The sequence below is a fragment of the Haloferax marinisediminis genome (genome assembly GCF_009674585.1).
In the GTDB taxonomy this organism is placed as follows: Archaea; Halobacteriota; Halobacteria; order Halobacteriales; family Haloferacaceae; genus Haloferax; species Haloferax marinisediminis.
In genome coordinates this window covers 1,273,405-1,299,619 of the sequence record NZ_WKJP01000001.1, presented here as the reverse complement: position 1 = coordinate 1,299,619, position 26,215 = coordinate 1,273,405, and the positions used below count along the sequence as shown (strand labels likewise).

General features: G+C 61.2%; 22 protein-coding genes and 1 tRNA gene. 11 read left to right on the top strand and 12 right to left on the bottom strand.

Annotated elements, in window-relative coordinates:
- Nucleotides 1–8: 8 nt before the first annotated feature.
- Nucleotides 9–1,271, bottom strand: coding sequence for a translation elongation factor EF-1 subunit alpha (tuf, locus tag GJR98_RS06700; protein WP_151136717.1), 1,263 nt, complete (start codon nt 1,269–1,271; stop codon nt 9–11).
- 784 nt (nt 1,272–2,055) lie between these two features.
- On the opposite strand from tuf, the gene gcvT reads away from it, so the two are divergent.
- The 4 genes from gcvT to gcvPB are packed head-to-tail and all read left to right on the top strand — an operon-like array spanning nt 2,056 to nt 6,299.
- Complete coding sequence (gcvT, locus tag GJR98_RS06695; protein ID WP_151136714.1) at nt 2,056–3,150, top strand: glycine cleavage system aminomethyltransferase GcvT; 1,095 nt, start codon at nt 2,056–2,058, stop codon at nt 3,148–3,150.
- Entirely contained in the window at nt 3,150–3,530 is a 381-nt protein-coding gene (gene gcvH, locus GJR98_RS06690) for a glycine cleavage system protein GcvH (protein WP_151136712.1), read from the top strand. The genes gcvT and gcvH overlap by 1 nt, the downstream gene beginning before the upstream one ends.
- A gap of 1 nt (nt 3,531) precedes the next feature.
- Nucleotides 3,532–4,875: an aminomethyl-transferring glycine dehydrogenase subunit GcvPA gene (gene gcvPA / locus GJR98_RS06685; RefSeq protein WP_151136710.1), complete on the top strand. Its 1,344-nt coding sequence runs from the start codon at nt 3,532–3,534 to the stop codon at nt 4,873–4,875.
- Complete coding sequence (gene gcvPB, locus GJR98_RS06680; RefSeq protein WP_151136708.1) at nt 4,875–6,299, top strand: aminomethyl-transferring glycine dehydrogenase subunit GcvPB; 1,425 nt, start codon at nt 4,875–4,877, stop codon at nt 6,297–6,299. The genes gcvPA and gcvPB overlap by 1 nt, the downstream gene beginning before the upstream one ends.
- Before the next feature lie 21 nt (nt 6,300–6,320).
- Here the strand turns inward: gcvPB and GJR98_RS17455 are convergent, their stop codons facing one another.
- Entirely contained in the window at nt 6,321–6,497 is a 177-nt protein-coding gene (locus GJR98_RS17455; protein ID WP_191965430.1) for a DUF7838 family putative zinc beta-ribbon protein, read from the bottom strand.
- Nucleotides 6,498–6,776: 279 nt separating this feature from the next.
- Between GJR98_RS17455 and GJR98_RS06675 the strand changes: the two genes are divergently transcribed.
- On the top strand, nt 6,777–7,670 hold the full coding sequence (locus GJR98_RS06675; protein WP_151136706.1) for a GAF domain-containing protein: 894 nt from the start codon (nt 6,777–6,779) through the stop codon (nt 7,668–7,670).
- The gene (locus tag GJR98_RS06670) at nt 7,667–8,320 is read left to right on the top strand and encodes a DUF7504 family protein (protein ID WP_151136704.1); all 654 of its coding nucleotides are present in this window, start codon (nt 7,667–7,669) and stop codon (nt 8,318–8,320) included. The genes GJR98_RS06675 and GJR98_RS06670 overlap by 4 nt, the downstream gene beginning before the upstream one ends.
- Here the strand turns inward: GJR98_RS06670 and GJR98_RS06665 are convergent.
- The 4 genes from GJR98_RS06665 to GJR98_RS06650 form a co-directional block, all read right to left on the bottom strand.
- Nucleotides 8,312–9,316, bottom strand: a complete 1,005-nt coding sequence (locus GJR98_RS06665; RefSeq protein ID WP_151136702.1) for a metal ABC transporter permease — start codon at nt 9,314–9,316, stop codon at nt 8,312–8,314. The two genes, GJR98_RS06670 and GJR98_RS06665, sit on opposite strands and share 9 nt — an antisense overlap.
- On the bottom strand, nt 9,313–10,095 hold the full coding sequence (locus GJR98_RS06660) for a metal ABC transporter ATP-binding protein (RefSeq protein WP_151136700.1): 783 nt from the start codon (nt 10,093–10,095) through the stop codon (nt 9,313–9,315). Before GJR98_RS06660 ends, GJR98_RS06665 begins: the two co-directional genes overlap by 4 nt.
- Nucleotides 10,092–11,174 carry a metal ABC transporter substrate-binding protein gene (locus GJR98_RS06655; protein ID WP_151136698.1) on the bottom strand — a complete coding sequence of 361 codons (1,083 nt, stop codon included), beginning with the start codon at nt 11,172–11,174 and terminating at the stop codon, nt 10,092–10,094. The genes GJR98_RS06660 and GJR98_RS06655 overlap by 4 nt, the downstream gene beginning before the upstream one ends.
- Nucleotides 11,175–11,265: 91 nt before the next feature.
- Nucleotides 11,266–12,384, bottom strand: coding sequence for a VIT1/CCC1 transporter family protein (locus tag GJR98_RS06650; protein WP_151136696.1), 1,119 nt, complete (start codon nt 12,382–12,384; stop codon nt 11,266–11,268).
- A gap of 134 nt (nt 12,385–12,518) precedes the next feature.
- Here GJR98_RS06650 and GJR98_RS06645 point away from each other — a divergent pair, with 134 nt between their 5' ends.
- The 5 genes from GJR98_RS06645 to GJR98_RS06625 all read left to right on the top strand — a co-directional run bounded on the left by GJR98_RS06645 (nt 12,519) and on the right by GJR98_RS06625 (nt 16,184).
- Nucleotides 12,519–12,761, top strand: a complete 243-nt coding sequence (locus tag GJR98_RS06645) for a glutaredoxin family protein (RefSeq protein ID WP_151136694.1) — start codon at nt 12,519–12,521, stop codon at nt 12,759–12,761.
- Nucleotides 12,758–13,291, top strand: a complete 534-nt coding sequence (locus GJR98_RS06640) for a cob(I)yrinic acid a,c-diamide adenosyltransferase (protein WP_151136692.1) — start codon at nt 12,758–12,760, stop codon at nt 13,289–13,291. Before GJR98_RS06645 ends, GJR98_RS06640 begins: the two co-directional genes overlap by 4 nt.
- 227 nt (nt 13,292–13,518) lie before the next feature.
- Entirely contained in the window at nt 13,519–13,779 is a 261-nt protein-coding gene (locus GJR98_RS06635) for a hypothetical protein (protein WP_151136690.1), read from the top strand.
- A gap of 76 nt (nt 13,780–13,855) precedes the next feature.
- Nucleotides 13,856–13,930 (top strand) — tRNA-Val (locus GJR98_RS06630).
- Nucleotides 13,931–14,501: 571 nt separating this feature from the next.
- Nucleotides 14,502–16,184 (top strand): DUF7282 domain-containing protein, encoded by a 1,683-nt coding sequence (locus tag GJR98_RS06625; RefSeq protein WP_191965429.1) that lies wholly within the window; start codon nt 14,502–14,504, stop codon nt 16,182–16,184.
- A 193-nt stretch (nt 16,185–16,377) separates the two neighbouring features.
- On the opposite strand, the gene GJR98_RS06620 is transcribed toward GJR98_RS06625, so the two are convergent.
- The 6 genes from GJR98_RS06620 to GJR98_RS06595 all read right to left on the bottom strand — a co-directional run bounded on the left by GJR98_RS06620 (nt 16,378) and on the right by GJR98_RS06595 (nt 25,873).
- Entirely contained in the window at nt 16,378–16,749 is a 372-nt protein-coding gene (locus GJR98_RS06620) for a hypothetical protein (protein WP_151136688.1), read from the bottom strand.
- A gap of 90 nt (nt 16,750–16,839) precedes the next feature.
- The gene (locus GJR98_RS06615) at nt 16,840–17,523 is read right to left on the bottom strand and encodes a haloacid dehalogenase type II (RefSeq protein ID WP_151136687.1); all 684 of its coding nucleotides are present in this window, start codon (nt 17,521–17,523) and stop codon (nt 16,840–16,842) included.
- 76 nt (nt 17,524–17,599) lie between these two features.
- Nucleotides 17,600–19,450, bottom strand: coding sequence for an Ig-like domain-containing protein (locus GJR98_RS06610; RefSeq protein WP_151136685.1), 1,851 nt, complete (start codon nt 19,448–19,450; stop codon nt 17,600–17,602).
- Between the two features lies 1 nt (nt 19,451).
- Nucleotides 19,452–21,635, bottom strand: coding sequence for an Ig-like domain-containing protein (locus GJR98_RS06605; RefSeq protein ID WP_151136683.1), 2,184 nt, complete (start codon nt 21,633–21,635; stop codon nt 19,452–19,454).
- Between the two features lie 4 nt (nt 21,636–21,639).
- Nucleotides 21,640–23,769, bottom strand: a complete 2,130-nt coding sequence (locus GJR98_RS06600) for a type II secretion system F family protein (protein ID WP_151136681.1) — start codon at nt 23,767–23,769, stop codon at nt 21,640–21,642.
- Complete coding sequence (locus GJR98_RS06595; protein ID WP_151136679.1) at nt 23,759–25,873, bottom strand: type II/IV secretion system ATPase subunit; 2,115 nt, start codon at nt 25,871–25,873, stop codon at nt 23,759–23,761. Before GJR98_RS06595 ends, GJR98_RS06600 begins: the two co-directional genes overlap by 11 nt.
- Nucleotides 25,874–26,215: the final 342 nt, after the last annotated feature.

Below are 26,215 nucleotides of genomic sequence, written 5' to 3'. Positions count from 1 at the left end.
CGAGTAGTTCACTCGTTGACTTCGAGCACTTTGCCGGCCGCGATGGTCTGACCCATATCACGGATGGCGAAGCTGCCGAGTTCGGCGATTTCTGACGACGGTTCGAGGCTGAGTGGTTTCTGTGGCCGGAGCGTGACGATTGCGGCGTCACCTGCTTTGATGAAGTCCGGGTTCTCCTCGGCGACTTCACCCGACGCGGGGTCGAGTTTCTGGTCGAGCGATTCGAACGTACACGCGACCTGTGAGGTGTGCGCGTGGATGACCGGCGTGTAGCCAGCGGTGATGACCGATGGGTGCTGCATCACGACGATTTGCGCCTTGAACGTCTTCGCGACGGACGGCGGGTCGTCGGCCGGGCCACAGACGTCGCCACGGCGGATGTCGTCTTTGCCGACGCCGCGGACGTTGAACCCGATGTTGTCGCCGGGGCCGGCTTGACCGACTTCCTCGTGGTGCATCTCGATGGTCTTCACTTCGCCGGAGATATCCGACGGTTGGAAGCTCACGTTGTCACCGACGTTCAGGATGCCAGTCTCGACGCGACCGACGGGAACAGTCCCGATACCTGAGATGGTGTAGACGTCCTGAATCGGAATTCTGAGCGGTGCGTCCGTCGGCGGTGACGGCTCTGGAAGATTGTTGAGTGCTTCCAGCACCGTCGGGCCGTCGAACCACGGCATGTTGTCCGAGTGCTCGGAGATGTTGTCCCCCTCGAACGCCGAGATGGGGATAAACCGAGCATCGTCGCTGTCGAACCGAACCTGCTTCAGGAGTTGTTGGACTTCCTCTTTGACCTGCTTGTAGGTGTCTTCGCTGTAGTCGACGACGTCCATCTTGTTGACCGCGATGATGAGCGTCTCGATACCGAGCGTCCGGGCCAGGAAGACGTGCTCGCGGGTCTGCGGAGCGACACCGTCGTCGGCCGCCACGACGAGAATGGCGTGGTCGGCCTGCGACGCGCCCGTAATCATGTTCTTCACGAAGTCGCGGTGACCGGGCGTGTCCACGATGGTGAAGTAGTACTTGTCCGTGTCGAAGCGCTGGTGGGCGATGTCGATCGTGACACCGCGCTCACGCTCTTCTGCGAGGTTGTCCATGACGTAGGCGAATTCGAAACCCGACTTGCCCTTGGACTCCGCTTCCTCGCGGTGCTGTTCGATGATGTGTTCCGGTACGCTGCCTGTCTCGAACAGGAGTCTCCCGACGAGCGTGGACTTCCCGTGGTCGACGTGTCCGATGATGGCTAGGTTCTGGTGTGGTTTGTCTGCCATAGGTATCAGGGCGCTGTGCCCAGTTTCGTAAAATATGACACCCAAGGGTATATCCGTTTCCCGAGATACAACGTCTCAGGCCTACAGTCCCGTGTTTACGACAGTTTCGCGCTCACGACTCTCTTGGAAAGTAGTCTGTTCCTGAGCGGAACTGAGCGCCATCTCCTGTTTTTTCGCAGACAACTCGCTCCAGTTTGCCCCGAGTGAGAAACTGTCAGTTCAAAATAAACATAGGTACAGACGGGACGAACCTGTCGGTGTGGGGAAGACCCCCCGAGTTAGAATCAAAGGAAGTGTTTAGAGGTCGCGCATCGCCGCAGACATCTCGGCGAAGGTGGCGGTACGGCGGACGGGGGTCGAGCGGACGGGCGTCTGCTTCTCAGAAGTTACAACAATCATAGTAACTATTTCCACCCGTGTCCTAATAAAACTACCTACGGCTACAATGTCGGGTTACCAGCCTATAGACCGGACTTCAGCTACGACTGCGCTCCGAATTATCTCTTCAGCGTTGGCTCTGGCTGACGTACTGCGGTGATTCCCCGGTTTCCCTCTCGTAAATGGTCGTGATATTGGACACGGGAGTAATTCCGTATCGCAGTATCTAGTTTATTGAGCCCGTCAGCAGCGAAATCGGTGGTTCGCCCGAGGTGGCAGTTTTTGGCGGCGGTGTTGCGAATACATGCTCTTTCTGACTTCCTGACAAGCCAATGTACACACAATCGTGCCCATACCGCGCGAGGAGATACCAAAGCATTACTTATCGCGGTTCGCAGTGGCCCGTATGGGCCTTCGAAAGCCGCCGTTGTACGACGCCCACGCTGACGCCGGGGCGCGTTTCACGGAGTTCGGCGGATGGGACATGCCTGTGGAGTACGACTCCATCAAGGCAGAACACGCGGCCGTCCGAGAGTCCGTTGGCATCTTCGACGTCTCACACATGAGTGAGATCGAAGTGTCCGGCCCGGACGCCACCGCGTTGATGCAACGCCTGACGACGAACGACGTGACGGCCCTCGACCCGGGTGACTCGCAGTACTCGGCCATCGTCGACGACGAGGGAGTCATCATCGACGACACCGTCGTCTACCGATTACCTGACCGAGACGGCCGGGTGTACCTCTTCATCCCGAACGCCGGGCACGACGAAGAGATGTACGACCGGTGGACCTCGTTCCGTGACGACTGGGACCTCGACGCCACCGTCGAGGACGTCACCGAAGAGTGGGCCATGTTCGCAGTACAGGGCCCGGACGCACTCGACACCGTCACGGATGCCGCACCCGACGCGAACCTCGGCGGCCTCTCGAAGTTCCAAGCGACGTTCGCCGACGTCGCGGGGGTCGAGTGCTGGGTCGCCCGAACGGGCTACACCGGCGAAGACGGCTTCGAAGTCCTCTGTCCGTGGGACGACGCCGAGACCGTGTGGTCGTCACTCGACGCCACACCGTGTGGACTCGGGTGCCGCGACACGCTCCGGATGGAGATGGGGTACTTGCTCTCTGGGCAAGATTTCGACCCCGAGGACGAACCCCGAACCCCCTACGAGGCCGGCATCGGCTTCGTCGTCAAGTTAGACACCGAGTTCGTGGGCCGTGACGCCCTCGAACAGCAACGTGAGGACGGAGTCGACGAGACGTTCGTCGGTTTCACACTCCTCGACCGCGGAATCCCCCGACACGGCTACGACATCGCCACCGAGGACGGCGACGTCGTCGGTGTGGTGACGAGCGGAACGATGAGTCCGACGCTCTCGGAACCCATCGGACTCGGCTACGTCCCCACCGAATACGCAGAGTCGGGGACCATCGTACAGGTTCTCGTCCGCGGCCGTGAAAAGCGCGCAAAGATAGTCACACCACCCTTTATCGACCGATAATGTTCGAAATTCCCGACGACCGAAAGTACCTGGAATCGCACGAATGGACCACCACCGACGGCGACACCGTCCGCGTCGGCATCTCTGACTTCGCACAGGACGAACTGGGCGACGTCGTGTTCGTCGAACTCCCCGCCGAGGGCGACGAAGTCGCAGCAGGCGACGAGTTCGGCGTCGTCGAGAGTATCAAGGCAGTCTCCGACCTCTACGCCCCGATTTCGGGGACGGTCGCCGCCGTCAACGAAGACCTGTTCGACGCCCCCGAACTCGTCAACGACGACCCGTACGGCGACGGATGGATGCTCGAACTGGAACCGTCCGACACGGACGAGTTCGACGACCTCCTCTCTCCAGAGGAGTACCGCGAGCAAACGGAGTGAGATGACCGCTGGAAATGGACGACGGGTCGGAAGCCCGTACGCCCCACACACAGACGCTGACGAGGCCGACATGCTGGACGCAGTCGGTGTCGACTCCGTCGAAGACCTCTTCGACATCCCCGAAGACGTCCGCTTCGACGACGAGTTCGGCATCGACCCGACCGGCGAGCGAGAACTCAGACAGTCTCTCGCGGACCTCTTCGCCCGAAACGAAGAACTGACCGAGTTCCTCGGACGTGGTCACCACGCCCACTACGTGCCGGCACTGGTCGACGACCTCTCGCGGCGCTCGGAGTTCCTCACCTCGTACACACAGTACCAACCAGAGATTGCGCAGGGCTTCCTGCAGGTGCTCTTCGAGTACCAGTCGATGCTGGTCGAACTGACCGGCCTCCCGGTGGCGAACTGCTCGATGTACGACGCCGCGACGGCCCTCGCTGAGGCCGCACTCCTCGCAAACCGCCTCCGACGCGGTGCGAGTGGCCACCGCGTCCTCGTCCCCGAACACATCCACGAAGGCCGTCTGGGCGTCCTCGAGAACTACCTCGACGGTGCCGACATGGAAATCGGGGAGTACCCGATGGACGACGGTGCTGTCGACGTCGACGCCCTCTCCGACCTCGTCGACGACGAGACGGTGATGGTCTACGCCGAGAGTCCGACCGTTCGGGGCGTCATCGAAGAGCGACTCGCCGACATCGGCGACATCGCCCACGAGAACGACGCGCTGTTCTGTCTCGGAAGCGACGTCGTCGCCCTCTCGCTCCTGCAAGAACCCGCGAGCGTCGGTGCCGACGTCGTCGTCGGCGAAGCAGGCGCACTCGGAATCGGGTCGGCGTACGGCATGGGCCTCGGTATCTTCGCCACCCGCGAAGACTTCCTCCGACAGGTTCCCGGCCGCCTCGTCGGCGTCTCCGAAGACGCCGAAGACATGCGAGCGTTCACGCTGACGCTCCAGACCCGCGAACAGCACATCCGCAAGGAGCGAGCTACGTCGAACATCTGTACGAATCAGGCGTGGGTCGCACTCCGAACGGCAATGCACATCGCGTGGCTCGGCCCGGACCGCCTCGTCGACGTCGCCAAAGACGCCGTCGTCAACGCACGTGACCTCGCGGAGCGTCTCGACGATATCTCGGGTGTGAAAGCACCGGTGTACGACCGCCACCACTTCCGGGAGTTCGTCGCCTACACTGACCAACCCGCTCCGGCGATTACGAACGACCTCGCAGGTCGTGGATTCGCGGTCCACGCGCTCGACGACCACCACATTCAGGTCTGTATCACGGAGGCGAACGCCGACGCCGCAGACGATCTCGTCGCGGCCTTCGAGGAGGTAGCCTGATGAACTTCGACCAAGCCCGATTCAGCCGCGACGACGTCTACGAACCGCTTCTGTCCGAAAAGGACAGCACTACCGTCGAAGTCGATGCCGATGGTGTCCTCCCCGACGACCTGACGCGTGACGAACTCACGCTGCCGGGCCTCTCGGAACCTCAGTTGGCGCGCCACTACACGCGCCTGTCGCAGATGAACTACAGCGTCGAACTGGGGCCGTACCCGCTGGGGTCGTGTACGATGAAGTACAACCCGTCGTTCACCGAGGACGTCGCCGGCGACCCCAATGCAGCGGTCCACCCCGACCGGTCTGACCGGACGATTCAGGGGACGCTCGGCCTGCTCCACGGCCTGCAGGAGTACCTCGCGACTATCGGCGGCATGGACGCGGTGACGCTCCAACCGCCAGCAGGCGCTGCTGGTGAGTTCGCCGGCATCCTCATCGCGAAAGCCTACCACGAGGCCCGTGACGACGACCGCTCGGAGATTATCATCCCGGCGTCTGCGCACGGGACGAACTTCGCTTCCGCCGCGATGGCGGGGTACGACGTGGTCGAACTCCCCTCTGACGAGGAGGGACGAGTCGACATCGAGGCACTCGAAGCTGCCATCTCCGAAGAGACGGCCGCGCTCATGCTCACGAACCCGAACACGCTCGGCCTGTTCGAGCGTGACATCGTCGAGATTTCGGAGATGGTCCACGAGGCGGGTGGCTTGCTCTACTACGATGGTGCGAACTTCAACGCACTTCTCGGACGTGCTCGCCCCGGTGACATGGGCTTCGACATCATGCACTACAACGTCCACAAGACGTTCGCCACGCCCCACGGCGGTGGCGGACCGGGCGCAGGTCCGGTCGGTGTCGTCGAAGAACTCGCCGAGTACCTCCCGAGTCCGATGGTCCGCGAGACTGCGGCCGGGTACGAACAGTACGAACCCGAGTCCTCGATTGGAAAGGTCCACGGCTTCGCCGGTAACTGGCTCGTCCTCGTGAAGGCGTACGCCTACATCGCCCGCCTCGGCGACGAGGGACTCGCAGACGCCAGCGCGAAGGCCGTGTTGAACGCGAACTACCTCGCCTCGCAAATCGACTTGGAGGTCCCGTACGGACCGTTCCACCACGAGTTCGCGGCGACATCGGGTGACCGCGACGCCGCAGACGTGGCAAAGCGGATGCTCGACTACGGTGTCCACCCACCGACGACGAAGTGGCCCGAACTCGTCTCACAGGCGATGCTCACGGAACCCACGGAAGTCGAAGACAAGGCGTCGCTCGACGACCTCGCTCACGCCTTCAACGCTGCCTATGCAGACTCTGACGAGGCGCTCGAAACTGCGCCCTCGAAGACGAGCGCTCGGCGTATCGACCAGGTGTCTGCGGCCCGGAACCCGCGACTCTCCTGGCAATCGCTCGAAGCGGACGAAGAATAACAGAGAATCCTTTTTTCGGCCTTACGCTTCGGCTTTCGCGTAGGTTTCGACGTCGTCCGTGATGTGGATGTAGCCGTAGTCACAGTTCGTACAGTGCCACTTGGTCTTCTTTCCGAGGTGAACCTCCATGCTCGCGGCGAGGTAGAACGTGTCGTTGTCGCAGACGGGGCACTTGCGTTCGATCTCGAGGTCGCTCATGCAAGCGAATCCGTTGTGGTCGTTGTTGAAGATATTGGTTCGTGGGCGGTCGCGTTTTCGGGTCGAGAGAACGCATTCCTCCTTCATAAATCACATACTGCGATACGAAATTGGCGTTGGTCGGAACAGAGCACTCTGGGCCTTCGTCATCTGCAAGTCGTAGCTACGGCACGATACCGGCGGCAGAACGACCAACGTCCTACTTGAACACCCTAAATATCGGGGGCGATAATTTGGCACATAGAACTTTACACGGGTTCACTGAGTTTCGGGTGAACAATGAGTCGGACAATTTTGTGCGTCGATACAGTGGACCGAGTTGGCGCGGTGTCCACCGCGATAGACACTGAAGAGGCGTTCGAAGCAGTCGAAGCAACGTCTGTCGAAGATGCCCATGCGATACTCGACGAACGGGATGTCGTCTGTGTCGTCACCGGGTACGAACTCGACGACGGGAGTGGCCTCGAAATCGTACAGGCAATCAGACAGACTGCACCGCAGACACCGTGTGTGCTGTTCACCGACATATCGCCGGGAGAGATTGACACGGCATCGTTCGAGGAGGTCCTCTTAGAGTACATCAATCGCGACTTACCCGACGCATACGACCGGTTGACGTTCATCGTCGAAGACGTCATCAACCACAGCGCGCAGGTCAGTTTCTTGAAACCAGACGACGAGCAGGAGCGATTGGACGCCCTCGAACAGTACGACATCGACGAACTCCCGATCGAGGAGAGTTTCGACCGACTCACGGACTTAATCGCCAGTCACTTCGACACGGCCATCGCGTTCATCGGCCTGGTCGAAGCGGACGAAGAGAACATCGTCGCCTGTCACGGTGGCGACTGGGACCGACTGACGCGCGAAGACACCATCTGCACACACAGCATGTTGCAAGCGGACGTGATGGTCGTCGAAGACCTCAGAGAAGACAAGCGGTTCAGTGAGAACCCACACCTCGCGAACCTCGGAATTCGGTCGTATGCGGGCGCAAACATGACGACTAGTGATGGCCACGTCATCGGGCAGGTGTGTCTCATCGACGACGTTGTGCGGACGTACGACGCCGAAGAGCGACACGAACTTCAGCAGTTCGCGGAAACTGCGATGGAGATTCTCGAGCTTCGCCAGGCCGCGCTTGGAACGCGGACAGTGGAGGCGGTCCAATGAGTCTCAGGTCTTCGGAGACGTTCACTGCCGACTCGATGGGACTGGGCGCGATAGACAGTGGCACGAGCATCTTGCTCGTCGGCGACGACTCGGATGCCCTCCAGTCGGTGTTCTATCAACTCGTCGCGGCACAGGAAGACGAACGAAGTGTCGTGCTGGCGACGAACGACAGCGGTCGGATGGTCCAACGGGCACTCGACAAGGTGACGCGTGGGTCTGGGTCCCGGTCGTCTGTGCTAGCCGGTGCGGGTGTGAGTGGCACCAACGTCGAGACGATAGACGACCTCGGTGACCTCACGAAACTCGGGATGAACTTCTCGATGCTTCTCTCGGAGTCACAACAGAAGACGCCTCGATTCCGGTCGGGAATCTACCTCTGTACGAGCATCTGCGAGGAAGCAACAGACGTGCGGTCAGTCTACAGACTCTTGAACTCGAACTTCCTGTCGGACATTCGCCGTGGTGAGGGTATCGGCGTCTGCGCACTCGACACGAATAGTGACATCGGGACGAGCGTCGACAGTGTCGTCGCCGGCATGAAGACCTCGTTCAACGCGTGTATCGAAGTGGAAAAAACCGGACGCCGAGAGGCGACGCTCACGATATCAGGGTTCGCAGAGGCCGACGAAACAGTGACCGTCTCAGTCTGAACTCGTCGAGTCGATGCTGCCGAGTTCTGGTGCGGTGTCCTCACGGACACGCGCCTGCAGTTTCCCGATGAGGACCGAGACGACGTAGATGCCGACGGCGACGAGGACGATGACGCCCCCTGCCGTCGCCTCGCCGTAGTAGGAGACACCGATACCGAGGAGGACGGCGAGCTGGGCGAGGACGACCGAGACGAGGAGTGATTCGGAGAAACTCCGTGACACCTGTGCCGCCCCAGCGACGGGGACGACGAGCATCGCGGCGACGAGGATGACACCCATAATCTGCATCGCACCGACGACGACGAGTGCGGTCAGCATGACCATCACGCGGTTGTACCACGTGACCGAGAGGCCCGACACTGCTGCGGCCGTCTCGTCGAAGGTGACGTAGAGCAGTTGGTTGCGCGTGAGTCCGATCGTGCCGACGATGATCGCGAAGAGGACGAGCAGAATCGCCGCGTTCTCTGCAGAGACAGTCGAGAGGTTCCCGAAGAGGTACTGGTTGATACCGACTGCGAGTCCGCCGGCGTTGAGACTGATGAGGACCGTCCCGAGTGCGAACCCAGTCGAGAGGACGATGGCCATCGACACGTCGTTGTAGGCGTCAGTGGCCTCAGAGATGAGTTCGATGAGGAGTGCTGCGATGACGGCGACGACGACAGCGGACAAGTACGGCGAGACGCCGAGGTTCAACACGCCGTTGAGGAACAATCCGACCGCGACGCCGGCGAAGGCGGTGTGTGCGAGCGCGTCACCGATGAGTGCGAGTTGGCGATGGACGAGGAACGTCCCGATGAGCGGCGCCATCACGCCGATACAGAGACCGACGAGGATGGCCCGGTGCATGAACTTGTACTCCGGACTGATGAGTTCGAGTCCCGTCAGGTAGTACAGCTGCGTCAACAGCCAGTACCAGAACTCGAGGAACCCGTACATCGGCGAGAGGAGCGTGTCGAGCAACCCGGCCTGCAACGGAACGAGCAGAGCGGCGGTCATTTCGAGCCTCCGAGGAACGTCGCTGCGGTCCCGAACGCTCGGGCGAGCGCGTCACTCTCGACGAACTCCGAGGTTGGACCGTCGAAGTATATCTCGCGGTTGAGACAGACCACGCGGTCTGCGTGTTCGGTGACGGCGCTCAGGTCGTGCTCGATGAGCAGGATAGTGATTCCCGACTCGTTGAGCGATTCGAGGAGGTCGTAGAACGCGTCGACCGACTCGGCGTCGACACCGACAGTCGGTTCGTCCAAGACGAGGAGGTCGGCCTCGCTCGCGAGCGCACGGGCGATGAACGCGCGCTGGCGCTGCCCGCCGGAGAGTTTCGTCACGCGGCGGTTGGCGAACGCGGTCATGCCGACGGTTTCGAGCGCGTCGTCGACGATTTGCTTGTCTTCGGCAGACAGTCGCCCGAAGCCGACGTGTGGGAATCGACCCATCTTCACGACTTCACGGACCGTGATGGGCATCTCTTTCGAGGCGCTCGCGTGTTGGGCGACGTAGCCGATTCGAGCGCCGTCGTCGAAGGCGTGCGATGGCTCGTCGAACAGGCGCGCAGTTCCCGAATCAGGACGGAGGAGGCCGAGCATGAGCTTCATCAGCGTCGACTTTCCCGACCCGTTCGGTCCGACGACGGCGACGTACTCGCCGGCGTCGATACGGAGTGAGATATCTTCGACGACTGGACTAGCGGTGTAGCCGAACTCGACGTTCGACAGTTCGACGACGGCGTCCCCCGTTTGCAGTTCTGTTCGTGCTTCAGACGGACGCATCATGCTCATTCGAAGTTTCTCCACTCGTCCGCCCAGCCATCGTAGCCGACCTCGTCGGGCGACTTGTTCCCGAGGACGACTTCGAACGTCGGCATGTTGATGTTGTACGCAATCTCCTCGTAGCCCCACTCGTTCTCGACCCAGTCCTCACGGACGCCTGCGTACGGAGTCACGGGGTAGTAGGCTTCGACGTTCGTCTCGGCAATCAACTGCTTCGCGGGCTTGCGCGTCTCGAAGACGCCGGCACCGATGTACTTGATGTCGTTCTCGTCGATGACGCGTTTCGCTTCGGTGATGTCCGATGGCTTCACGTCGCCACTCGCGGCGAGGTTGACGACGAGCGGACGCATCTCGACGCCGTAGCGGACGCCGATGTACTGGAACGCGTTGTGTGCGGCCAACTGGACGACTTTTCGCTCTGCTCTGTCGAAGATGTCCTGGTAGTCGCTGTCGATTCGGTCGAGAACGTCGGTCTTGTACGTCGACGCGTTCTCGCGGAAGGTGTCTTCGTACTCGGGGGCGAGTTCGACGAGGCCCTCGGTGATGTTGTCGACTGCCGTCTTCGCGCGCTGTGGGTCGAGCCAGAAGTGCGGGTCTCGACCGCGGCCTTCGCCGACACCTTCTTCATCTCTGTCGAGACTGGCGGCGAGTTCGACGAGTTCGACGCCCTCGCGCACGTTGATGAGTTGCGTGTCGACGTCGTCGTCTTTCAGCGTCTGAATGGCGCGGTCTGCCCACGGTTGGAAGTCCTCACCGACGTGGATGAACGCGTCCGCCTCGATGATGTCACGCGTGACACTCGCGTCGGGTTCCCAGCCGTGTCCGTGGAGTCCAGTCGGTACCAAGTTCTTCAGCGTCACTGGCGTGTCTTTCGCCACTTTCCGCGCGAAGTCGTAGAAACTGAAGAACGACGCGACGACGACGGGACCGTCTTCTGCGTCGGTATCGTCCGAGTTGCTACTTCCAAGGGTTCCCTCAGAGCTGCCAAGACAGCCTGCGAGACCAGCAGTCACGAGACCGGTGCCTGCGGCAAGTACACGCCGCCGAGACATGGCCCGTTCTCGTCCTTGACGAGGTTTGTTACTCATTACTATCAGATATAGACTCGAGGAAGCATATAGATTTGTTGTTCTAAATTGGAAATTAGACTAGTCTAAAATTGGCCGTGGTGAAACGGTGTCAGCCAACTAAACCGACCCCAACGAGGGAACCGATACCGTAGGTCAACGCGGCGGCAGCGAGCCCGATTCCGACCTGCCGGCCACCAGAGAAGAGGAGACTTCGACCGGTCAACACGGTGATTCCTGCTCCGATTGCGAAGAGTCCGATCGCGCTCGCAACGAGACTCGCGATGACGGCAGGAGTTCCCGAGACGAAGAAGAACGGAATCACCGGAATGACCGCCCCGAGTGCGAAGAGGACGAACGAACTCGCCGCGGCACCCCACGCTGACCCACCCAGGTCTTCCGGGTCGATGGCGAGTTCTTCGCGCGCGAGCGTGTCGAGTGCAGTGTCACGGTCCGAGACGAGTCGACTGGCGAGTTCCGTGGCCTGCGCCTCCGGAACCCCTTTGGCTCGGTAGATGAGCACGAGTTCTTCGGCTTCCTCCTCGGGGCTCGCTTCGAGTTCGGCGGCCTCGACGGAGAGTTGTCGTTCGTACAGTTCACGCGAACTCTGGACCGAGAGCCACTCACCCATCGCCATCGACCCGGACCCAGCGACGAGGCCGGCGAGGCCAGCGATGAGGACCGACTCAGGCGAGAGCGACGCACCAGCGACACCCATCACGAGACTGAGGTTAGAGACTAACCCATCGTTGGCGCCGAGAACTGCTGCACGGAGGGTGTTTCCGCTCGTCGCACGGTGGCGGCCTTCCAACATCGCGAGCGTCGTCCCTTGGACACCCCCGGTCGTCTCCGAGAGCGCTCGCAGTGTTCGAGCGTGGCCGTGTTCGTCGGCTGCGATACCCGATTCCCCGGCAACGAGGTAGTCTGCGGCACCGTCCACCTCGCGTTCGGTCAGCGTCGGGAGCACGATACCCGGACCAAATCGGCCAGCGAGTCGAGCGAGCACGCGAGCACGCCACGATGGTGTCGACGGCACTGACTCGTCTTCACCGAGGAGTGCTCGGAGTTGGTCGGCGTGGCCCCGTTCGGAGGTTGCCAACCGTTCGTACACAGTTTCGAGTTCCGGTGTGTCTGCGAGTCCCGCCAACACGTCGTACAGGTAGGCACCGTCTATCTCGTCGCGGTATGCGACTCTGAGACGGTCCGGGTCCAGCGGTTGTGGATGGCTCATCGTAACTGGTTGATACGACAGGTATCAGCTTAGCTACCACGTCGAACGACGGGGGTCGGCCATTCGACCGGCCGATAGACGACACACTGGACGGCGTCCAAATCTCTTTGCTCGGTCGCTCCTAAGGTCGGGTCATGGGAGTCACTCTGTACGCACTCGATGGCTGTCCGTTCTGTGTCCGAGTCCACGACGCGCTCACGGACGCGGGCATCGACTACGAGACGCACTGGGTCGAACCGTTGCACTCTGACCGCGACGAGGTGAAGCGGGTGAGTGGCCAGCGTGCCGTTCCCGTCCTCGTCGACGAGGCACGTGGTGTGACGATGAACGAGAGCGAGAACATCATCCAGTACGTCGAGCAGACACTAGCACAATGAAGATATACACCGGCCGCGGCGACGAGGGAATGACCGACCTGCGAGATATGACTCGCGTGTCGAAGACGAGCAGTCGAATCGAGGCGTACGGAACGGTCGACGAGGTGAACGCACTCATCGGAACCGTCCGACCGACCGGATACGACGACGTGGACGAGGTTCTCGAAGCGATGCAGAATCACCTCCACATCGTCCAAGCGGACCTCGCCAACCCCGACCCGGACGAAGACGACCCGCAGATTCGGTCGGAGCACGTCGACGACCTCGAAGCGTGGATCGACGAAGCAGAGTCGGAACTCGACCCACTCACGTCGTTCATCCTCCCGGGTGGAAGTGAGACGGGGGCAAAGCTCCACCACGCCCGCACCGTATCCCGGCGCGGAGAGCGACGTGTCGTCTCGCTGGCAGCCGAAGAACCGGTCAACACCGAAGTCGTCGCCTACCTCAATCGTCTGTCAGACGCGCTGTTCGTCTTCGCTCGGTTGGTCAACAGACGCGACGGCGTCCCTGAAGAGTCGCCGACCTACTGAGAGCGCGGCCGCTCTGGAGGAATAGTGAGACCGGGACGGACGAAGCGTGCCCACGGTATCGCCGTCCCGGCGGGACAGTCGCTGACGGGACCGACCACGATGGCAGTCGGCATTCCCATGTTTTAGGTATGCCTAAATCACCAAAAGTGTGTCGCTCTCTCATAGAATCACGACAATCGGTATCAACCAACACAATTGTTTTCTCGTCTGCGAGACTATCTGAGGGTATGAACCGACACTTCACCGACGCGAGATACTACTTCCGACGTGGATTCGAGCACCTGTACGCTGGAATCGACGAGGAGACAGCACCGTTCCGCAGAGACCTCATGGAACGGATGGGTCGTGAAGCGGAACCTGAAGAAGAAGAAGAAATCACCCTAGAGACACGCCGCGAACGCGTCGAGTATGGGGCTCGCCGGGCAGCCACTCGAAGCAGAGAGGCGGCCGGCAAGGTTCGGCGACGTGTTCGTCGAACCAGTCAGTGAGCAGGTCGGTGCGGCCCCCTAATTGGGGCACAACGTAAGTCTTAATTGGTGGCGCAGGGAACGAACGTTCGAAGCCGGGTTGGTGGTCTAGCCAGGTTATGACGGCTCCTTCACACGGAGCAGGTCGGCAGTTCGAATCTGCCCCAACCCATTTTCTGATTCCTCGCAACTTCGAGCGGAGCGAACATCGTGAGCGAGGTGAGGAGTCTGTGGAATCGAAAATGATGACGGCAGATTCGAACCAGCGAGCAAATCTCTGATTTGCGAGTGAGGTTCACGCGAGCAACGCGAGCGTGAGCACGTGAGATGACAGTCTCACAAAGTTCGAATCTGCCCTAACCTATCCATTCTCTCGACGGTGCTGAAGGAGTTGCTCGGCTTTCGTGTATCGCTCTGGTCAGTGGAGACGAAGCACATATCCACCGAGCAAAGAGTCACCGAAACTCGTCAGTTCATTTGTCAAGATACTCTTAATAAAGTGACGAGAGAGTGTCAAATCCCCGAATTATATCCACACAATGACAGTTAATCGAAACAGTCTGAGAGAAACAATCATTGATACTGGAAAATCACAAAGAGCCCCGAATACGCACCCGTGAAGGCCTCAACCATCAACTAACCTTCGCAACACAGTCACGTAAACCAACAGCTATGTCAGCGAGATAGTGAAACAATCTCGTCATCTTTTATCTGTGGACTGGGTAGTCTGTCATTGCAGACACATGAACACACGAATACACATCGCGACCATACTTTTCATCGCTGCAGTCGTCACTGTGGCGGCGACAGGTATCGGCTTCGCGGCGCCTGAAGGGGCGACACAGGCGGTTGGTGGACCAAATTCGCAGGCTGTTGGAACACAGTACGCGCAGGTTCAACAACAAGCACAGGGCCAGCAGTGTACATATCCACTGAACGATTCACTCGCGTCGTACGACGTGAGTAACCTCTCCGCACCGTCGACGGTCCAACCCGGCGACACGGTGACGGTGACTGCCGACATCACGAACCCGAACTCCGTACCGATGATTCAGTGCGTCGAGTTCCGGCTCGAAGGTGACGTCGTCGAGCGAATCGGCTGGGCACTCAACCCCGGCGAGACCGAGACGGTGACCTTCGAAGTCAGCACGTCCGGACTCCCAGAGGGCACCTACATCCACGGTGTCGAGACACAGGACATGGGTGAACTGACGACGCTCACCGTCTCCAGTGAACCTGTCCCGACTGCGTCGGTCCAGTTCGACGACCAGACGACCGACGGAGACTCGGTCACTGTCACGAGTGCGACCCTCCCTGACGGAGGCTACATCGCAATTATCGACGAGAGCGGATCCGTGCTCGGCGCGACCGAGTACCTCGAACCCGGTGACCAGTCCAACGTGACTGTGGCCCTCGCCGAACCGTTGACCGAGAACGCCACGCTCACCGCACAGGCACACGTCGACTCCAACGACAACCAGGTCCTCGACTTCCTCACGTCCGAGGGAGCAGAGGATGGTCCGTACACGGTCGATGGTGCACCCGTCACTGACACTGCCGCAGTGACCGTTGCGCAAGCAGAACCAGAACCACCGGCTGAAGAGCCGACTGCATCTGTGCAGTTCGACGACCAAACCTCTGACGGAACCACCGTTACCGTCACGAGTGCGACCCTCTCTGCCGGGGGGTTCATCGCAATCCACGACGCGAGTGGTGCCGTCGTCGGTGCGTCTGAGTACCTCGAACCCGGTGACCAGTCCAACGTGACTGTGACCCTTGCCGAACCGTTGACCGAGAACGCGACGCTCACCGCGATGCCGCACCTCGACACCAACGACAACCAACAACTCGACTTCCTCACGTCCGAAGGGGCTGAGGATGGTCCGTACACGATGAATGGTGCACCAGTCACTGACACCGCCAACGTGATTGTCGGGGCTGCTGAGCCGACGCCAACCGCGACGCCGACGGCAACGCCAACCACCGAGGAACCAACCACTGAAGCACCTACGACCGAAGAGCCAACGACTGAAGAACCAACCACTGAAGCACCGCCTGCTGAAGAGGCGACCGCGTCCGTCCAGTTCAACGACCAGTCGACCGCCGGAGTTGCAGTGCTCGTGGCGAGTGCGACCCTCTCTGAAGGTGGATTCATCGTCATCCACGACGAGAGCGGTGCTGTCATCGGTGCATCCGGATACCTCTCGGCCGGTGAACAGGAGGATATCGCAGTAACGCTCGACGAACCACTGACGGAGAACGCGACGCTCACGGCGATGCCGCACTTCGACAGCAACGGTAACGAACAGTTCGACTTCGTCAGCTCCGAGGGAGCAGACGATGGCCCGTACACGGCAAACGGCGCGCCAGTCACTGACAATGCGGAAGTGACTGTCGAGACGAACGAAACGTCGAGCGAGAGCTAGACGAACGACTACCTCGACCGGATATCTCGGCCATCATCCGCCGAATTCGACCCGGTTGGGACACCGAATCGACCTTTTTTCAGCCCACTGCGAGACAGAGAGTGGTAGCGCCCTCGCTCGACGAATGTGCGATACGCAGCATGACACGACAGTTAGGGTGCTGACCGCGGAATGCTTCGACGACCAACCGAACTCACTGTCCGAGCGCCGCTAAGATTCCGTCGGGGATGGTCAAGATGCCGAACCACACGAGTGCGATGACGATCACAGTGTAGCCGACCGAGATGAGGAAGTCTTTGACGAAGCGTCGGGTCGTGTACGGCTCTGGCTCACCGGAGACGACGTCGATTGCACCCTTGTGGAGTAAGACGAACCCGGCCACGTTCGTCAACCAGTACCCCGCGATGACGCCCGGCAGAAACAACTCTCGTGAGATGAGCGCGACAGCGATACCGAACGCGTAGGCTAACGGGAGGTTGACCACGAGGTCGTTCCACCACGATAACGGCGAGAGGATGAACCCGACGACTGCGAGGAACCCACCTTTGATTCGCCGTTTTTCCATGTCACTAGATATGACTCCTAGCCAAATAATCGTGGTCGCTGTCGAATGCGACTGTCCCTCGAGGAGGAACGTCACCGATCGAATCGATAGTTAGACGCCGAGTTCGTCGACGAACGCCGTAATCCCCGGCACCGTGAGGTCGGGTTCCGGCCCAAACGGTTCCCACGGTGAGTCCTTCCGGTCGACCCAGACGCCTTGCATTCCCGCGTGCTGTGCACCCATCACGTCGAACCACCCGGCGGTCACGTGGGCAATCTCGTCGATTGCGGTCCCCGTTCTTGCCGCGGCGTGGCGGTAGAGTTCTGCGTCGGGTTTGAACACCTCGACCTCGTCCGCGCTGACGATGCCGTCGAGGAGGTCACGGATGTTCGCGTGGTCCACCATCGAGTCCAGCATCTCTGGGTTTCCGTTCGAGACGACGTAACAGGCGTAGCCAGCGTCTCGCAACCGTTCGATGGAGTCTCGAACGTCGTCGAACACGTCGAGCTCGTGGTAGACGGCGAGAATTTCATCTCGTTCGGTTTCGGAGACGCCCACGTCGTGCGCATCCAGCGCGTACTGGAGCGCGGCGCGGTTTATTTCGTAGAAAGGACGGTATTCGTCGATGTGGTTGCCGACGAACGTGTATTCCAGCGAGCGGGCCCGCCAGAGTTTCGAGACGGGTTCTGGGTCGGCGACGCGGTCAGCAAGCGCCTTTTCGGCGGCGTCGACGTCGACGAGGGTGCTGTACGAGTCGAACGTAACAGTCGAGACGCGGTCTGAGTCGAACGGCATGGCGAAATGATACGATGTGGGGTTTGTTAACTCTGTTCAGGTAGTGCGTGTGACGGAGATTCCGACACCGGCGCATTTACGCTTCCCAGAGCGTCACGAGGATGACGGCGTCCTGCATGTCGAAGGCGTTGTCGCTCGGGTTCGTCGACCCCAGTTCGAACAGGAAGATGACCTGGTTGTCTGCCAGTTCCATCGTTTGTCCGTCGTCGCTGATGTACGGGGCGACGAACTCCTCTGCGTCCTGCTGACCATCGTACCCCTTGATATCGGGGACTGGGTCACCGTTTCGAAGGACGGCGACCTGCTGTGCGTCAGCCGAGGAATCAGCAGTGACGTATCCTTCGGCGGCGGCGACGATGGATATCACGTCTCCACCGTGTCCATTCAGGGTGAACGAGTGCTGCTGACCATCGTTGACGTTGTCCCACTCCGACGGTGAGTGTGTGTCACCGCCGGCGACGAACGACACCGTCACAGGGACGTCCGTGGTGCCTTGTTTGATTGCGCTTCCGAGCAGTTCGAGGTCACCTACGAAGTCGACAGAGGGAACGACCGAGCCATCGTCGATGACGAAGCTGTCTTCTGGGGTCGGCGTTGGGGTGGGTGTCGCTGTTGGGGTGGGTGTCGCTGTTGGGGTGGGCGTTGGAGTTGGCGTCGCTGTTGGGGTGGGCGTTGGGGTCGGAGTCGGGGTGGGTGTCGGCGTCGCGGTTGGCGTCATCGCCACGTTCCGAACCTCGTACGTCTCACCGGCACCACGGACTTCCAACGGGATAGTCACCGTCGAACCGGGGCCACTCGCACCGGCGAGCGTGATGGTGACGGTGTCGTGGTCGATGTCAGTGACTCCCTCGGGAGCGGTGTACGAGAACCGAGCACGGCCCGTCTCGTCGGTGACGGTAGTCGCTCCACCGAGTGGGGCGACGGTTCCACCGAGCGGTGTCGACGACGGTGCCGTGACCGTCGCTCCTGCGACGGGTGCCCCGTACTGGTCGAACACGCGGACAGCGAGCGTCTCACGGCCACCAGCAGGGACGGCAGCATCTTCACCCGCTTCAGTGACGACGTACGCACCCGGGTCGGGGTTGACGGGGTCGCCGACGCCGAGCCGAGCGACACGGACGTTGTACATGACGCCTGCTTCGAGTTCGATGGTCACGGTGGCGTGGTCACCGGCCGTCGTGTAGGAGACGACTGACGCGTGCGGTTCCTCGTCCATGAGGTCACGCCAGTCGTCTTCTGGCAGGAACGTCGGTACGGTGATGCGAATCGGTTCGTCCTCGTTGTATACTGGGAGGATTTCGGTTCGGACCGAAATCGGTGACAGCGACACCGTTTCGCCACCCGTCGTGTGGCCGTCTAGCTCACCTTCGAAGAAGACGAGCGAGACGTCGGTTCCACGGACGAGAGACTGGCGGTGAACGACTGCAGACCCGTCGTTTTCGAGGTACGAGACACCGCTTTCGATGACCAACGTGGCCTCGTCACGTTCGGCGTAGTCGGGTTTGTAGACGATGGACGTCGTCGTGTAGGTTCGGTTGGTTCCGTCCCAGAACACCGACTCGGGACCGGCCGCCGTCACGTTTGTGATGGTCACGGTGTCGGTTCCGTCGACGTGGAAACTACCGACGCTCCCGGGGGGCGACACCACGAGGTATCGCTCGGGGTACGACACGTCCGCGTCGATTGCGACCCGACCACTGGCGTCGGTGCCAGAACTCCGGAAGATTGCGGCATCGAGTGACGCGATGTCGGAAGAGACGCTCGCGCTGTGGTCCGCTTCGTCCCCAGCAGTCCACGCGGGTGCCCCCGCGAGTTGGCCGATGGCGATGACCGAGATGACGAGGCCGAACGCGAAGACGAGGCCGAGGATCTCGGACGTCCCGCGCGTCTGTTTCGTGAACCGAGATAGCGTCGCGAACCGTGGCATCTCAGACCTCCACCGTGGGTGCGTTCAGTTCAGGGGAGTTGTCCCTGTCTTCTAGCGACGACTGCGGCAGAGAGATGCGCGTCGCTGCGGTGATGACGATGTCGTGCTTCGCGGAGAGTGCCGCTTCGCGACCACTCACCATCCCGGAATTCGACGTGATGATGACGTCGCTGTTGGCGTTCCCTTTCGACGACGCGATGTTGGCACCGACGACGTAGATGTTGTTCTCTGCGGTCACGTCGATGCCGCCGTCACCGAGCATGACGACACCGTTGAGGTTGACGCCACCACTCGACGACCCGACGGACAGACCACGGGTGTCTTTGACGCTCGACAGGCCACCGCCTGTCAGGTCGACGCCCGTAGCGCCGTCCACTGCGACGTCTCCGTTTCCACTGATGTCGGCGCTCCGAGCGCTGACGAACCCACTAGTCGACTCGACGGTTATCGTGTCCGATTGGATGGTCGTCAACCCTGCATTGTCGATGTCGACGTCACCATCAGCGGTCACCGTTATCGACCCGTCGGCCTGGTTGACCGACGCACCCGAGATGTCGATTTCGTCGGCTGCTTGGACGAGGATGTTCCCCTTCTGTACCGAGGAGATACTGACACCCACGCCAGCGACGGACCCACTCCGTGCGTCGATGGTGATGTCACCCGAACTCGAACTGGAGGTCACGACGTCGACGTGGAGCGACACACCGTTGCCAGAGAGGGAGACGCTCTCGTTAGAGAAGATGGTCCCAACGCTCGGGGGAACCACGAGTCTGTCGGAGCCTGCATCGTAGACGACGGCGTCGCCGGTTCCAGTGTTGGAGACCTGGTAGTCAGACCCGTCGAACTCACCGTTTCCGTCCACGTCAGCGTACACGAAGCCGGGGTCGTCGATGTCAGCGACCAACCCACGGAGGGGGTCGGAGGTACCGCCGACACGGAGTTGCACGTCGAAGGTCATCCGGTCGACCTCGGTTCCTGACGAGTCTTCGACGACGATGTCGAACTCGTCGGAGACGACACCGTCGATGCTGCCCGTCGCCGAGTAGGTGAACGTCGCACGGCCATTGGCGTCGGTGACAGTCGAGATTGTTCCGGTGTCACGGGCTTCGATGCGACCGCTCTCGTCGGTCAGTCCTGGACTCGCCTTGACGACAGCGTTCGGAACTGGGTTGTTCTGTGCATCGCGTACTTCGACAGTGACGCGGTGTGTCGCTCCGGGTGGAACGACGGCGTCGTCACCCTCGACATCGACGATGTAGGCTGGCTCCTGTTGGATTCCCGCCGTGTCGAGTCCGACGCGCGAGAGTTGCAGGTCGTACGTCTTTCCGGGCACGAGTTCGACGGTCAGGGTGTTGTAGTCCGTCCCGTTCGTGTACGTAATCGACTGGACGTTGGGTTCGTCAGCGAGGAGGTCGTGCCACGTCTCGTTGGAGAGCCGAGTCGGCACGGAGATGGTAATCGGCGTGCCCGTGTCCGTGACCGTGATGTAGTCGGTTCCAGCGCTCAGTGGAACGACACCGAAGGTCGTCGACTCACCGGTGCCGACGTTGATGTCACCCTCGAACAGCACGAGTGAGATTTTAGTGCCGTCGACGAGCGACTGCGTCGCACCGACTTCGCCCGACGAGTAGGCAGTGTACTGCGAGACGCCTTCGTGGACGAGCGCTGGGTTTTCCTGCATGTAACGGTAGTCAGGCTGGTAGACGAACGAACGGGTGTCGAAGGTGTGTTCGGTACTGTCCCAGTACGTTCCGGTCTCGCCGGTCGCGACGGCACCCGTGATGCTCGCGGCCGCTTCGTCCGTCGTTCGGAGGGTTCCGGAGCCTGCTGCAGGCGAGAGGAACAGCGCCCGAGTCGGGTAATCGACGCCGGCGTCGATGGTCGACCGGGTTGCGTGCCCGTCAGCAGCCTTGGCGACGTTCTCGTCGAAGATGGCGAATTCGCTCTCGACGGTCTGGAGGTGTTCGAACTCGGTCTGTTGGTTCCACGCGGGAACCGCCGAGACCTGCACCATGGCGACGACGGAGACGACGAGTGCGAACGCGAACATCGTCCCGAGGATGGCAGATGCACCTCGCTGGTCGGTTCGGAGGTGCGAGCCGTCGCTCCCGAAGCGTGCGACGAGCCCGCGCGATACGTGCCTGAGTGGCGATTGTGTGTGTTTGGAGGGGATTTTGTGAGTCATGGATTTACACCAATGCGAAGGCGATGAGCGCCAGCGCAGACAGTCCGAGGGCGTACTTCAGGCCACTGAGGGCACTGTTGTCGGCCAGTTTGCCAGCGAGGAGGCCACTCCCGACCGCCTGGATGAGCGCGGAGTGGAGGAACACCACGTGGAAGTTGTCGATTGGGACGGAGCCGATGCCGATGGGGAGTGCTTGCCCGTTCGACGCCGTCGTGGGCGCAGTCATCTCGGCGAGGGGCGCGAGGTAACTCGCACCCAGCATCAGGATGACGAACAGGTAGACGAGGTATCCCATGACGACGATGGCGATGTACGAACCCATCGCGCGACGGCGGGACTTCTCCAGTTTGTATCGGTTTCGCGTGTCTTCGGCAGCGACGCTGAGGACGCGCGAGAGGTCACCACTCGTCCGGCCACCGCTCGCGATGAGGCGGATGACCCGCGAGAGCTGTGGAACGCCGAGGCGGCTTGCGAAGGCCATGAGCGCCGAGTGCGCGTCGTAGTTCCAGCGGATGTCGTTTCGGAGCGCGCGGAGTTCGTCCGCGAGGATGCCGCTCGACCACCGAGAGACGAGTGCGAGCGACTCGACGAGCGGGATGCCCATCTGGTTCGCGCTCGACAGCAGGTTGAGCGTGTCTGGGAAGCGTCGTTCGAGAGTTCGCTCGCGGCGAGTTCGAAGCTCGTGGAACACGGTGAGCGGGACGGCGACGATGGCGAACGGGAGCACAGCCAGCCAAACCGTCGTGTTGTACGGGTCGGCCAGCATGGCGTCGATGCTCGGCGTCGCGAGACCGAGCGCGATGGCGACGATGGGGGCGACGACTGCGATTGGCACCGTGATAAGCGCCGAGAGGTACGGCTGACGGCGCATGATGTCCAGTGGGTCGCCGACGAGTTCCCGGAGAGTGCTGACCGCGTTCGCGCGGCGGTAGTGGTCGAGTCGGGCGTCGACGACGCCGCCGTCGGAGGCGATTGCGTCGTCGCTTCCCCAGCGTTCCTCACGGGCGCGCTGGAGTTCACGCCGAGCGACGGCGGCGAACTCGTGGAGGGCCATCCAAAGCTCTTCGACGATCGTCACGTCGTGTTTCGTCTGGACCGTATCTTGCGTGTACGGGGCCGACAACACGTCGATGAGGAGCAAGAACAACGCCATCCCCAGTGGGAAGATGAGGTAGTTCAGCGCGTACAGTTGGACGAGCGTGTTGCCGCCGAGGAAACTGATGACCATCAGGGTGACGATGAGCAGCAGTGGTGCGGCGACGAACGCCGCGACGAACACCTCAGAGAGCATCGAGAGCGTCTCGATGAAGTCCTCTTGTTCGTCACGTGCTTCTTCGAGGTAGGTAGACGACTCGCGGTCCAAGAACGCGGTGACGTCGCCACCGGAGTCGAGAACCGAGAGTAAGTCGTCGAGGAACTGCTCGAAGTTGAGCGACGGAGTCAGGTTCCGCGCGTTGCGGAGGGCCGTGAACAGGTCGTTGCCGAACAGGTCCATGTCGCGGTCGATCATTTCGAACTCGCGTGACACTTCGCCGTAGTCGGGTGCGTCGGCCACAGAGCGGATGACTTCGAGGAAGCTCATCCCACCGTGGCTGAGGGCGTACATGTAGACGATGGCGTGCGGGAGCAGGATGTCCACACTTCGGCCACGCATCTCGGCGCGACTCCGCGGAGTGTAGTAGCGCGCGTAGTACGTTCCGGCGCCGAACAGTCCTCCGAGGAGGAGGACGAGAAGGGTCCCGAGGATGGGAACCTTGTACGGGAGGAGCGGTGCGATGAGACCGTAGCCAGCACCAAAGCTCACTGGACTGCTGGCGTTTGCCAGCACGCCCATCTGCACGAGGACGAACGTCACGGCGATACCGAGGAGTGACCCGATAGCTGCAGCGACGAGCGCCAGTTTGACAGACTGCGTGAGGTAGACGTCGTAGGTCATCCCGATGCGCGTCTGGTTCAGCCAGCGCTGGAGGTCACGGTGTCCCGCAGGGTGGCGCTTGAAGTACGTGCGAACGTACCCGTAGCGCTCGCGGAGGCGACGGACGTCTTCCGGCGATTCGTCGAAGTGTTCGCGTGGGAAGTACTGCTCGACCTCGTAGTCGGGCAGCGGCACCGAGGACGACGAATCAGCGGGCATCGTCGTCCTCCGAGTCGGAACCGTTGGTCACGTCGTCATCAGCAGACGCCGCAGCGTCTTCCTCGGACGTCTCCTCGGTGGTCGCAGCGTCAGTCTCGACGTCGTCGGCGTCGTCAGCAGACGTGGAGTCGTCGGCGTCGCCGACCTCGATGTCGAAGAGGTCAGAGAGGATTTCTTCTGCCTCGGCGGCGAGTTCCTCGTCGTCGAGCGATTCGTCGAACTCAGTATCGGCAGCGGATTCGCCGCTGTCTGCTTCGTCGTCTGGCTCGACGGTTGCGAGGGACGTTTCTGCGTAGACGTGGGCGAGGAGGCCCTCACGGTCGCGTTCGAACCGGCGAATCATCGCCGACACGGCGCGGTAGTCGTCGATTCCCTGCGCAGCGATGAAGCGGAGTACGTCGGCACGGATGTCCAGTTCGTACTGGAGGTCGGCTTGGGTCCAGCCGCGTTCGGCCGCGATTTCGTCGAGAATCTTCGACTCGCCCACGCGTTCGTGCGCGTCGTTCGTCGGGTTGCGCTTGAACACGTCGCGGAGTTCGACCTCACCGTCTTCGTCGACGCCGGTGATTTCGGTGACTGCGATGTTGCGTCGCGTCCGGTCGCCGTCGAGGTGAATCTGCTTCTGGACGGAGATGATGTCGAGGTCGGACAGCATCTGTGCGGGCACGCCGAGCGGTTCGTTCCGCATCCGGTGGACGACCCCTTGCGAGGAGTCCGCGTGGAACGTCGTGTAGGCGGTGTGGCCCGTCGCTATCGAGTGGAAGAACGTCAGTGCGACGCGTTCTTCGGTCCGAATCTCACCGACGAGGAGATACTCGGGGCGCTGTCGAAGGGCGGCCTGCAAGAGCGCGTACATCGACACTTCGCCGCGACCGTCGGCCGTGAAGGTGTCACGGGTGACCGACTGAATCCAGTTGTCGTGCGGGAGGGTGATTTCACGCGTGTCCTCGATAGAGACGACCTTCGCGTGTCCGGGGACGAAGAACGACACTGCGTTCATCGAGGTGGTCTTTCCAGACCCCGTGCCACCCGCGAAGATGAGCGAGCGGTTGTTCTCGATGGCGAGCCAGAAGTACGCCATCTGTTCGACGCTGAAGGTGTTCCAGCGGACGAGGTCGACTGGCGACAGCGGTTCGTCTGCGAACTTCCGGATGGTGAAGTTCGACCCACGGGTCGCGATATCGGAGCCGAGCGTCAGTTGGACGCGAGAGCCGTCAGGGAGACTCGCGTCGACGAGCGGGTCGGAGACGGTCACCTGCTTGCCTGCGCGTTGGGCGAGGCGGATGGTGTACGACGAGAGGTCGCCGTCGTCGAAGACGACGTTCGTCGGCATGTCGCGGTAGACACCGTGGAAGATGTACACTGGGACGCCGTCACCGTCACACGAGATGTCTTCGATTCCGGGGTCGCGCATCACGGGGTCGATACGACCGAAGTGGATGAAGTCGCGAAGCAGGAAGTAGAACAACTTCCAGAGCGAGCCATCTTCGACCGTCGCGGCGTGCTCAGAGATAATCTCGCGTGCCTCGTCGTCGAACACCTCTTCGCGGTCGCCATCGTGGTCGAGGTCGCGGTACAGCAGGCTGTTTCGGAGAATCTTCGTCAGGTCGTCGCGGACGAACGTCTCGAAGGGGTCGAGGATCGGTTCGCTCACGTGGTAGCGGTGTTCTCGCTGTTTGTGGTCGTAGAGAATCGAGACGAACGCGAAGGGTTTGTTCACCCAGTAGTGTTCGACGTCTTCGACGCCTTCGAGGAAGGAGAAGTCGAAGAAGTTCTCTTCGATGAATTGGTCAGACGGTGTCGGTGCGAACGCGGTTTCGTCGTCGATGTCTGCGAAGAACGCCTTGACCTCGCGGAGGACTGCCTCACGGAGTGTCTCGGGGGCCTCGGTCTCTTCGTCGTCCAGCTCTTCGTGTTCGGACTCGACGTCGGCGGGGCCGTACTCGATGCGGTCTGCCGCCGGAACTGGGAGTTCCTTCGCACGCGTAGCCATCGCGTCTGGGCCGGTCGTTGGGATCAGTGCTGCACGGCCCGAGCCGTCTGCTCGGAACGATTCCTCGCCATCGTAGCGGTCTGTCTTGGAGTTCTTGTCAGGAGTCGCCATACTCTTGAAATCATGAACGGTCGGAAAGCGTGTAAGTATGGAGAGGCTAGATGTCCGAATTTGAGGGGTTAGGTAGCCCCTACTCCCAGAATTAGGAGAACATTCGAACTGGTATGAACGACGATAAGTCTCGTTATCGACCCGATAGTCGTGGTCATTCGGGGACACTAGCGCGCACGGCCGTCCCAGCGAGACAGACGAAATATCTCTCGGACATCACTTCGACAACGCTACTGTGCGTGACATTGTTACACACAGGCCGTCTCTCGCGTGAATTCGGCCGTTGAGACTCGCCGACGCCTTGCGATTTCGCTGGTTCCTGTGGGGTGGTAACGGGACGAA

Excerpts from the sequence above, each read along its gene's own strand:
- tuf (WP_151136717.1), bottom strand. The coding sequence starts at position 1,271 with ATGGCAGACAAACCACACCAGAACCTAGCCATCATCGGACACGTCGAC.
- gcvT (WP_151136714.1), top strand. The coding sequence starts at position 2,056 with ATGGGCCTTCGAAAGCCGCCGTTGTACGACGCCCACGCTGACGCCGGG.
- gcvH (WP_151136712.1), top strand. The coding sequence starts at position 3,150 with ATGTTCGAAATTCCCGACGACCGAAAGTACCTGGAATCGCACGAATGG.
- gcvPA (WP_151136710.1), top strand. The coding sequence starts at position 3,532 with ATGACCGCTGGAAATGGACGACGGGTCGGAAGCCCGTACGCCCCACAC.
- gcvPB (WP_151136708.1), top strand. The coding sequence starts at position 4,875 with ATGAACTTCGACCAAGCCCGATTCAGCCGCGACGACGTCTACGAACCG.
- GJR98_RS17455 (WP_191965430.1), bottom strand. The coding sequence starts at position 6,497 with ATGAGCGACCTCGAGATCGAACGCAAGTGCCCCGTCTGCGACAACGAC.
- GJR98_RS06675 (WP_151136706.1), top strand. The coding sequence starts at position 6,777 with ATGAGTCGGACAATTTTGTGCGTCGATACAGTGGACCGAGTTGGCGCG.
- GJR98_RS06670 (WP_151136704.1), top strand. The coding sequence starts at position 7,667 with ATGAGTCTCAGGTCTTCGGAGACGTTCACTGCCGACTCGATGGGACTG.
- GJR98_RS06665 (WP_151136702.1), bottom strand. The coding sequence starts at position 9,316 with ATGACCGCCGCTCTGCTCGTTCCGTTGCAGGCCGGGTTGCTCGACACG.
- GJR98_RS06660 (WP_151136700.1), bottom strand. The coding sequence starts at position 10,095 with ATGAGCATGATGCGTCCGTCTGAAGCACGAACAGAACTGCAAACGGGG.
- GJR98_RS06655 (WP_151136698.1), bottom strand. The coding sequence starts at position 11,174 with ATGAGTAACAAACCTCGTCAAGGACGAGAACGGGCCATGTCTCGGCGG.
- GJR98_RS06650 (WP_151136696.1), bottom strand. The coding sequence starts at position 12,384 with ATGAGCCATCCACAACCGCTGGACCCGGACCGTCTCAGAGTCGCATAC.
- GJR98_RS06645 (WP_151136694.1), top strand. The coding sequence starts at position 12,519 with ATGGGAGTCACTCTGTACGCACTCGATGGCTGTCCGTTCTGTGTCCGA.
- GJR98_RS06640 (WP_151136692.1), top strand. The coding sequence starts at position 12,758 with ATGAAGATATACACCGGCCGCGGCGACGAGGGAATGACCGACCTGCGA.
- GJR98_RS06635 (WP_151136690.1), top strand. The coding sequence starts at position 13,519 with ATGAACCGACACTTCACCGACGCGAGATACTACTTCCGACGTGGATTC.
- GJR98_RS06625 (WP_191965429.1), top strand. The coding sequence starts at position 14,502 with ATGAACACACGAATACACATCGCGACCATACTTTTCATCGCTGCAGTC.
- GJR98_RS06620 (WP_151136688.1), bottom strand. The coding sequence starts at position 16,749 with ATGGAAAAACGGCGAATCAAAGGTGGGTTCCTCGCAGTCGTCGGGTTC.
- GJR98_RS06615 (WP_151136687.1), bottom strand. The coding sequence starts at position 17,523 with ATGCCGTTCGACTCAGACCGCGTCTCGACTGTTACGTTCGACTCGTAC.
- GJR98_RS06610 (WP_151136685.1), bottom strand. The coding sequence starts at position 19,450 with ATGCCACGGTTCGCGACGCTATCTCGGTTCACGAAACAGACGCGCGGG.
- GJR98_RS06605 (WP_151136683.1), bottom strand. The coding sequence starts at position 21,635 with ATGACTCACAAAATCCCCTCCAAACACACACAATCGCCACTCAGGCAC.
- GJR98_RS06600 (WP_151136681.1), bottom strand. The coding sequence starts at position 23,769 with ATGCCCGCTGATTCGTCGTCCTCGGTGCCGCTGCCCGACTACGAGGTC.
- GJR98_RS06595 (WP_151136679.1), bottom strand. The coding sequence starts at position 25,873 with ATGGCGACTCCTGACAAGAACTCCAAGACAGACCGCTACGATGGCGAG.